Source organism: Cedecea sp. AS113, assembly GCF_037152415.1.
GTDB lineage: Bacteria > Pseudomonadota > Gammaproteobacteria > Enterobacterales > Enterobacteriaceae > Cedecea.
Genome location: NZ_JBBCMI010000001.1, coordinates 447,686 through 454,838 on the forward strand (window position 1 = coordinate 447,686; position 7,153 = coordinate 454,838).

Consider the following 7,153-nt stretch of genomic DNA (forward strand, 5'->3'; position numbering starts at 1 on the left):
GTCTATCACCAGCGCGTTTTTAACAGGTTCGGCTGAATACCATTAATGGCACGCAGATTTCCGTAATCCTGTTTGGCAATGCCTGCTTCGAATTCGTCGCGGAAATATTTAATCGCACTCTGCAATGGCTCAACGGCACCCGGCGCGTGGGCACAGAAGGTTTTACCTGGACCCAGATGGCGGCAAAGCTGCTCCAGGGTTTCGATATCCCCCGGCTGTCCTTCGCCGCGCTCAAGCGCGCGCAGGATTTTTACGCTCCACGGCAGACCATCGCGGCACGGTGTACACCAGCCGCAGGATTCACGGGCAAAGAACTCTTCCAGGTTACGCACCAGCGGCACCATACCAATTTCATGGTCAACCGCCATTGCCAGCGCCGTACCGAGACGGCTGCCTGCTTTACCAATACTTTCAAATTCCATCGGCAGGTCGAGATGAGCTTCCGTCAGGAAGTCGGTCCCCGCCCCACCCGGCTGCCAGGCTTTAAACTTCAGGCCATCACGCATGCCGCCGGCGTATTCTTCCAGGATTTCGCGAGCGGTTGTGCCGAACGGCAATTCCCAGACGCCAGGGTTTTTCACGCGGCCAGAGAAGCCCATCAGTTTGGTGCCGGCATCTTTACTCATGCCGCCGCCAATGCCCTGATACCACTCCACGCCGTTAGCCAGAATAGCCGGGACGTTACACAGGGTTTCGACGTTGTTTACACAGGTCGGTTTACCCCAAACGCCGCTTGATGCCGGGAACGGTGGCTTAGAACGTGGGTTCGCACGACGGCCTTCCAGGGAGTTAATCAGCGCGGTTTCTTCCCCGCAGATATAACGCCCGGCTCCGGTGTGTACGAACAGTTCGAAATCGAAACCGGAACCCAGGATGTTCTTACCCAGCAGGCCCGCTTCGGTGGCTTCGGCAATCGCGCGACGCAGATGGTCTGCCGCCTCGATGTACTCACCACGCAGGAAGATGTATCCACGGTATGCTTTCAGCGCAAAAGCGGAAATCAGCATGCCTTCCACCAGCAGGTGAGGCAGTTGCTCCATCAGCAGGCGGTCTTTATAGGTGCCTGGCTCCATTTCATCGGCGTTACACAGCAGGTAACGGATGTTCATGGACTCGTCTTTCGGCATCAGGCTCCACTTCAAACCGGTGGAAAAGCCCGCGCCGCCGCGCCCTTTCAGGCCAGCGTCTTTTACCGCAGTCACGATTTCATCTGGCGCCATGCCGGTCAGCGCTTTACGCGCGCCTTCATAGCCGTTTTTGCTACGGTATTCGTCAAGCCAGACCGGCTGTTTGTCATCGCGCAGACGCCAGGTCAGCGGATGGGTTTCGGCAGTACGAATAATCGTCTTCATTTATACTGCTCCAGCAAGTCAGGGATGGCTTCCGGCGTCAGATGGCTGTGAGTGTCCTCATCAATCATCATGGTCGGCCCCTTGTCGCAGTTCCCCAGGCAGCAGGTTGGCAACAGGGTAAAGCGGCCGTCAAACGTAGTCTGGCCCGGCTTGATGTTCAGTTTGGCTTCGATAGCCGACTGAATGCCCTGGTAACCGGTGATATGGCAAACCACGCTGTCGCAGTAGCGAATCACGTGGCGGCCAACCGGCTGGCGGAATATTTGGCTATAGAAAGTGGCCACACCTTCTACATCGCTCGCCGGGATACCCAGCACGTCAGCAATCGCGTAGATGGCACCATCTGGCACCCAACCGCGCTGTTTCTGAACGATTTTCAGCGCTTCGATAGAGGCCGCACGGGCATCTTCGTAATGGTGTTTCTCGTGCTCAATCGCCTCACGCTCTGCCGCACTCAGCTCAAAAGCTTCAGCCTGGTTTTGTTGGTTATCGTGCATAGTTAGCGATCCACATCAGACATTACAAAATCGATACTACCCAGATAGACAATCAGGTCAGAAACCAGGCTGCCGCGGATCGCCGCCGGAATTTGCTGCAGGTGCGCAAAGCTCGGGGTACGAATACGGGTACGATAGCTCATGGTGCTAGCGTCGCTGGTCAGGTAGTAACTGTTAATCCCTTTCGTTGCCTCAATCATCTGGAAGGATTCATTGGCCGGCATGACCGGGCCCCAGGAAACCTGCAGGAAGTGAGTGATCAGGGTTTCGATATGCTGCAGCGTGCGCTCTTTCGGCGGCGGCGTAGTCAGCGGATGATCCGCTTTGAACGGGCCGGCTGGCATATTTTTCAGACACTGCTCAAGGATGCGCAGACTCTGGCGCAGCTCTTCAACTTTCAGCATAACGCGGGTGTAGCAGTCGCTGATGCCACCGCCAACCGGGACTTCGAAATCGAAGTTCTGGTAGCCGGAGTAAGGACGAGCCTTACGCACGTCGAAGTCGATACCGGTGGCGCGCAGGCCAGCACCGGTGGTGCCCCACTCCAGCGCTTCTTTCGCGGTATAGGCTGCAACGCCCTGGGAACGGCCTTTCAGAATGGTGTTGCGCAGCGCGGCTTTCTCATAAGAATCCAGGCGCTTCGGCATCCACTCCAGGAACTCTTTCAGCAGGCGTTCCCAGCCCTTCGGCAGGTCGTGTGCAACGCCGCCAATACGGAACCAGGCCGGGTGCATACGGAAACCGGTAATTGCTTCCACCAGATCGTAGATTTTCTGACGATCGGTAAACGCGAAGAAGACCGGCGTCATGGCGCCCACGTCCTGAATAAAGGTGGAGATGTACAGCAGGTGGCTGTTGATACGGAACAGCTCAGAGAGCATAACGCGGATAACTTCAACGCGTTCCGGCACGACAATGCCAGCCAGCTTTTCAACCGCCAGCACGTAAGGCATTTCGTTGACGCAACCGCCGAGGTACTCAATACGGTCGGTATACGGAATGTAGCTGTGCCAGGACTGACGCTCACCCATCTTCTCAGCACCACGATGGTGGTAGCCGATATCCGGCACGCAGTCGACGATCTCTTCGCCGTCCAGCTGCAGGATGATACGGAAAGCACCGTGCGCGGAGGGGTGGTTCGGCCCCAGGTTCAGGAACATGAAGTCTTCATGTTCGCTGCTGCGCTTCATGCCCCACTCTTCAGGCTTGAAGGTCAGCGCTTCCATTTCCAGATCTTCTTTCTGTTTAGTCAGGATAAACGGATCGAATTCGGTGGCGCGCGCCGGGTAGTCTTTACGCAGCGGGTGGCCTTCCCAGGTCGGCGGCATCATGATGCGCGTCAGGTGCGGGTGACCATTAAAGGTGATGCCAAACATCTCCCAGGTTTCACGCTCATACCAGTTGGCGTTCGGGAAGAGTTTTGTCAGCGTCGGCAGGTTGAGATCGTTTTCAGACAACGCCACCTTGAGCATGATATCGCGATTGCGTTCAATGGAAATCAGGTGGTAGAAAACGGAAAAATCCGCAGCCGGTAAACCGTTGCGGTGTGTGCGTAGACGCTCATCCATGCCATGCAGGTCGAACAGCATAACGTAGGGTTTTGGTGATTTCTTTAGGAAATCGACCACTTCCAGTAACTGTTCACGCTTAACCCAAACGACGGGCACCCCGGTGCGGGTTGGCTGAACGGTAAAGGCATCCGGCCCAAAACGGTTACGCAATTCGCCAATGACCGGATCATCCAGGTGATCCCTTGTCTGCCAGGCTGGCATAGCGGCGTCTTGCGCGGTTAAATCGGTCATAGTTCTCACCATTGCAAATGGTTCTGTGGTGACTGCGTTCAGTGTCTTTGTTTTTATATTATTGATATACAAAGACGCTCACTGACCGCAGGCGCTAATTAAATCTCGTCCGGCGTCCGCAGGTTGGTGACCGCGATACGCTCGCCGCGCTTACGCTCACGCTCGGACTGCATGTTGGCGCGGTAAACGCCCTGATCGCCAACGACCCACGACAGCGGGCGGCGCTCTTTACCGATAGACTCCTGCAACAGCATCAACGCCTGCATGTAAGCCTCCGGACGCGGCGGGCAACCTGGGATGTACACATCAACCGGGATAAATTTATCGACACCTTGCACAACGGAATAGATGTCGTACATGCCGCCAGAGTTAGCGCAGGCGCCCATGGAAATGACCCATTTCGGCTCCAGCATCTGATCGTAAAGGCGCTGGATTACCGGAGCCATTTTGGTGAAGCAGGTACCGGCCACCACCATCAGGTCAGCCTGACGAGGAGAAGCACGTAAAACTTCTGCACCGAAACGCGCCACGTCATGTACAGCGGTAAACGAGGTCACCATCTCTACATAGCAGCAGGAAAGGCCAAAGTTGTATGGCCAGATTGAGTTTTTGCGACCCCAGTTCACCACATCGTGCATAGCATGCTCGAGCTTGCCCATGTAAACGCTGCGGTTAATCTCTTGTTCGAGGGGATCGGTTACGATCTCCTGCTTTTGCAGGGGGTAACGGTCATTCTCACCGTTGGGGTCTATGCGGGTGAGCGTATAGTCCATCTTATTGCCTCGCTATTACTGCGTATGACGGTTAGTGAGACTGTCTGTTTCCGGGTTGATTTTCTCACGACGCGAACGCGCAGGAGTCCAATCCAGAGCGCCAACGCGCACCAGATAAACCAGACCAGCCAGTAGCACTAAAATGAAAATTGCGGCCTCGACGAAGCCAATCCAGCCGCTTTCACGGATAGAAGTTGACCACGCGTAGAGATACAAGGCTTCCACGTCAAAAATAACGAAGAACATGGCGACCAGGTAAAACTTGGCGGAGAGACGTAGACGCGCCGTACCAACGGAGTCGATGCCCGACTCGAAGGGGGTGTTTTTGTGCCGTGCCTTAGCTCGTCCGCCAAGGAACCAGCCCCCGACAAGCATCAAACAACACAGGCCAACGGCGACAATAAGAAAGACAGCGAACGCCCAGTGATGAGCGATAACTTCAGTGGATGTTGACATACTCATTGCTTACTCATCAAAAGTGGCGCCAAAGTCTCTGCTCTTGTTGGCAGATGAACGCCACATCGATTCATGGGGAGGAACAATCAACCGTACAATAACTACCGGAAATAATACGTAGGCAGCCAATTGATGGGGTTTTTTACTCCTTTCTATAACCTTTTGTCAACTTTAACAAAAGTATCCACACATTAATTTACACCGACAGCAATTCATTAACATTTAATGCGTTAAAACTCATCAACACTCGCGTAAAGACCAGATTTAGATGAGGGTGAATCGTGTCCGTTCCGTGTGAAAAAATAAACAGCCCCTATATTTTGGCAGGAAATTACAACTATTCCTCCCCCCAAGAGGGAGTATTTTCTTGATCTGAGACACGCTTTTGTTAATCCACTTCAAAAAGAAGCAACATTGTTATGCGTTTTTTAACATTACCTGGCCTTTGCATGAAGTTTTTGCGCATAAAACGAGCGAAAATAAACATGCAACCAATATATTGAATTTGTTAGAAAAGATGAGCACCCATGTGATTTAATGAAAATCAGGTATAAAAAATGGGCCGTTGGCGTAAAAAAAACCACCAACGACCCATTTTGTATCTTTAATATTTTGTTACTAACTAGTCGACCTGCAGCTACTCAAAATCCCCTTCAACCAGCAACGTGTCGTCCCCTTCACTTCCCACGGTGTTATAACGGTATGGGTTTTCCGGCGTCGCCAGCGCACTGAAGATCGCTTGCGCCAGCTCATTACCACTTTCGGGGTTTTTACACAGCAGATATTGGGTTTCAGGTAAAATAGGCAGTCCTTCTGACGCCCCCAGCACACGAAGTTCCGGACTCATCATTTCAACCGGCCTGGCCGTTACGCCTAATCCCGCTTTTACGGCGGCCCTGACCGCGGCAAGCGTAGAGGCGACATAAGAAATACGCCATGGCGTCTGGCTGGCATCAAGATGTTCCAGCATCATATCGCGGTACGGGCTTGGATCGTCCAGCATCACCAGCGGCAGCGCTTCCCCACTTTGAAAAACATAATCAGCGGCGCAGTACCACAGCGTAGGCGAGGTTCGCAGGACAATGGCATCAAAGTTAGAAGGGTTTGATGTCGTCACCACCAAATCGACCTCATGCTGATTAAGCATTTCGATCATAAAGGGGTTGCGTTTGACCCTGACATCCAGCGCAAGCTTGGGGTAAACCGAACTGATGCGGTTTAACAGGAACGGCAGGATGGTGTCCGCCGTTTCATCGGAGGCGCCAAGGGTAAGCGACCCTTGCAGGTTGTTAAACATCAGCGAAGAGCACGCTTCATCATTAAAGCGTAGGATTTTACGCGCATAGCCCAGCAGTTGAATGCCGTGCTCGGTGAGCAGTTTATTGCGGCCATGTCGGGCAAAAAGCTCTTTTCCAACTAATTGCTCGAGGCGCTGCATCTGTTGGCTTACAGCGGATTGAGTACGGCACACTGCCGCCGCCGCTGCCGCAAAGGTATTGAGATCGGCGACCGCAACGAATGTCCTCAGCAGATCGAGGTCGAGGTTCAGTATCGGACGATTTGCGTTAATCATAATTTATTCACTAATAGGTTGCTCTTTCGAGTCTGCCCTGGTTGTATTGCTATGATTTATCAAAGAGATAAAGCAATTCCTTTTACCGAATGTCTCCGGTAGTCTTGGCCGCATACGTTAGCGACGGTTCTGTTTGTTATTTTTGTATTCCCCGGCATGTCCCAATAATCTAAAACACACCCAAACGGGATATTAAGCAGGTCAGGATAAGAAAAAAACCACTAACTCATCGTACCAGTCGACTATTTTAAAACTGCGTTAGAAAGGTAAGTCAGCTTCAAAAAACGACTTTTAATAAGCTTTTATATGATTATTTAACGGGCTGGAGTGCAGCGGCAGGCTTAAACCGGCCAAAACACACAACCAGCTGAATAATAATGGAAATATTTTAATTTTCCGGCAAAGCCATGTCGTTGGCACAGCTACTGGCATCCAAAACCTACCATTTTTCGTAGTGTATCTTACAGTAAAACATGATGTTTTATAACACTTATTGCGAATTATCTGATCTTATTCTCTTTTTGTGGTTTCCACTCTGTTGATTATTTACAAAGTTTTTTGAAGTCAGCCACACACTATAATAAAAGACGGTAATGACTCCAACTTATTGATAGTGTTTTATGTTCAGATAATGCCCGATGACTTTATCATGCAGCTCCACCGATTTTGAGAACGACAGCGACTTCCGTCCCAGCCGTGC

7 protein-coding genes are annotated in these 7,153 nt (G+C 52.1%); all 7 read right to left on the reverse strand.

Translation table 11 applies throughout. From position 1 onward, the window contains the following. Positions 1 to 5 precede the first annotated feature (5 nt). The gene (nuoF, locus tag WFN87_RS02095) at positions 6 to 1,352 is read right to left on the reverse strand and encodes an NADH-quinone oxidoreductase subunit NuoF (RefSeq protein WP_039305072.1); all 1,347 of its coding nucleotides are present in this window, start codon (positions 1,350 to 1,352) and stop codon (positions 6 to 8) included. Beyond that, on the reverse strand, positions 1,349 to 1,849 hold the full coding sequence (gene nuoE / locus WFN87_RS02100) for an NADH-quinone oxidoreductase subunit NuoE (protein ID WP_008459776.1): 501 nt from the start codon (positions 1,847 to 1,849) through the stop codon (positions 1,349 to 1,351). Before nuoE ends, nuoF begins: the two co-directional genes overlap by 4 nt. A 2-nt stretch (positions 1,850 to 1,851) precedes the next feature. After that, the gene (gene nuoC, locus WFN87_RS02105; RefSeq protein ID WP_008459775.1) at positions 1,852 to 3,663 is read right to left on the reverse strand and encodes an NADH-quinone oxidoreductase subunit C/D; all 1,812 of its coding nucleotides are present in this window, start codon (positions 3,661 to 3,663) and stop codon (positions 1,852 to 1,854) included. 86 nt (positions 3,664 to 3,749) lie between these two features. Then, positions 3,750 to 4,424 (reverse strand): NADH-quinone oxidoreductase subunit NuoB, encoded by a 675-nt coding sequence (nuoB, locus tag WFN87_RS02110; protein WP_008459774.1) that lies wholly within the window; start codon positions 4,422 to 4,424, stop codon positions 3,750 to 3,752. 15 nt (positions 4,425 to 4,439) lie between these two features. Then, complete coding sequence (nuoA, locus tag WFN87_RS02115) at positions 4,440 to 4,886, reverse strand: NADH-quinone oxidoreductase subunit NuoA (RefSeq protein ID WP_008459773.1); 447 nt, start codon at positions 4,884 to 4,886, stop codon at positions 4,440 to 4,442. 631 nt (positions 4,887 to 5,517) lie between these two features. After that, a complete protein-coding gene (lrhA, locus tag WFN87_RS02120; RefSeq protein WP_008459771.1) occupies positions 5,518 to 6,453 on the reverse strand; it encodes a transcriptional regulator LrhA in 936 nt (311 codons plus the stop codon). Positions 6,454 to 7,057: 604 nt separating this feature from the next. Further along, a partial coding sequence (locus tag WFN87_RS02125) for an IS1 family transposase (protein WP_000851394.1) occupies positions 7,058 to 7,153 on the reverse strand: 96 nt, incomplete at its 5' end.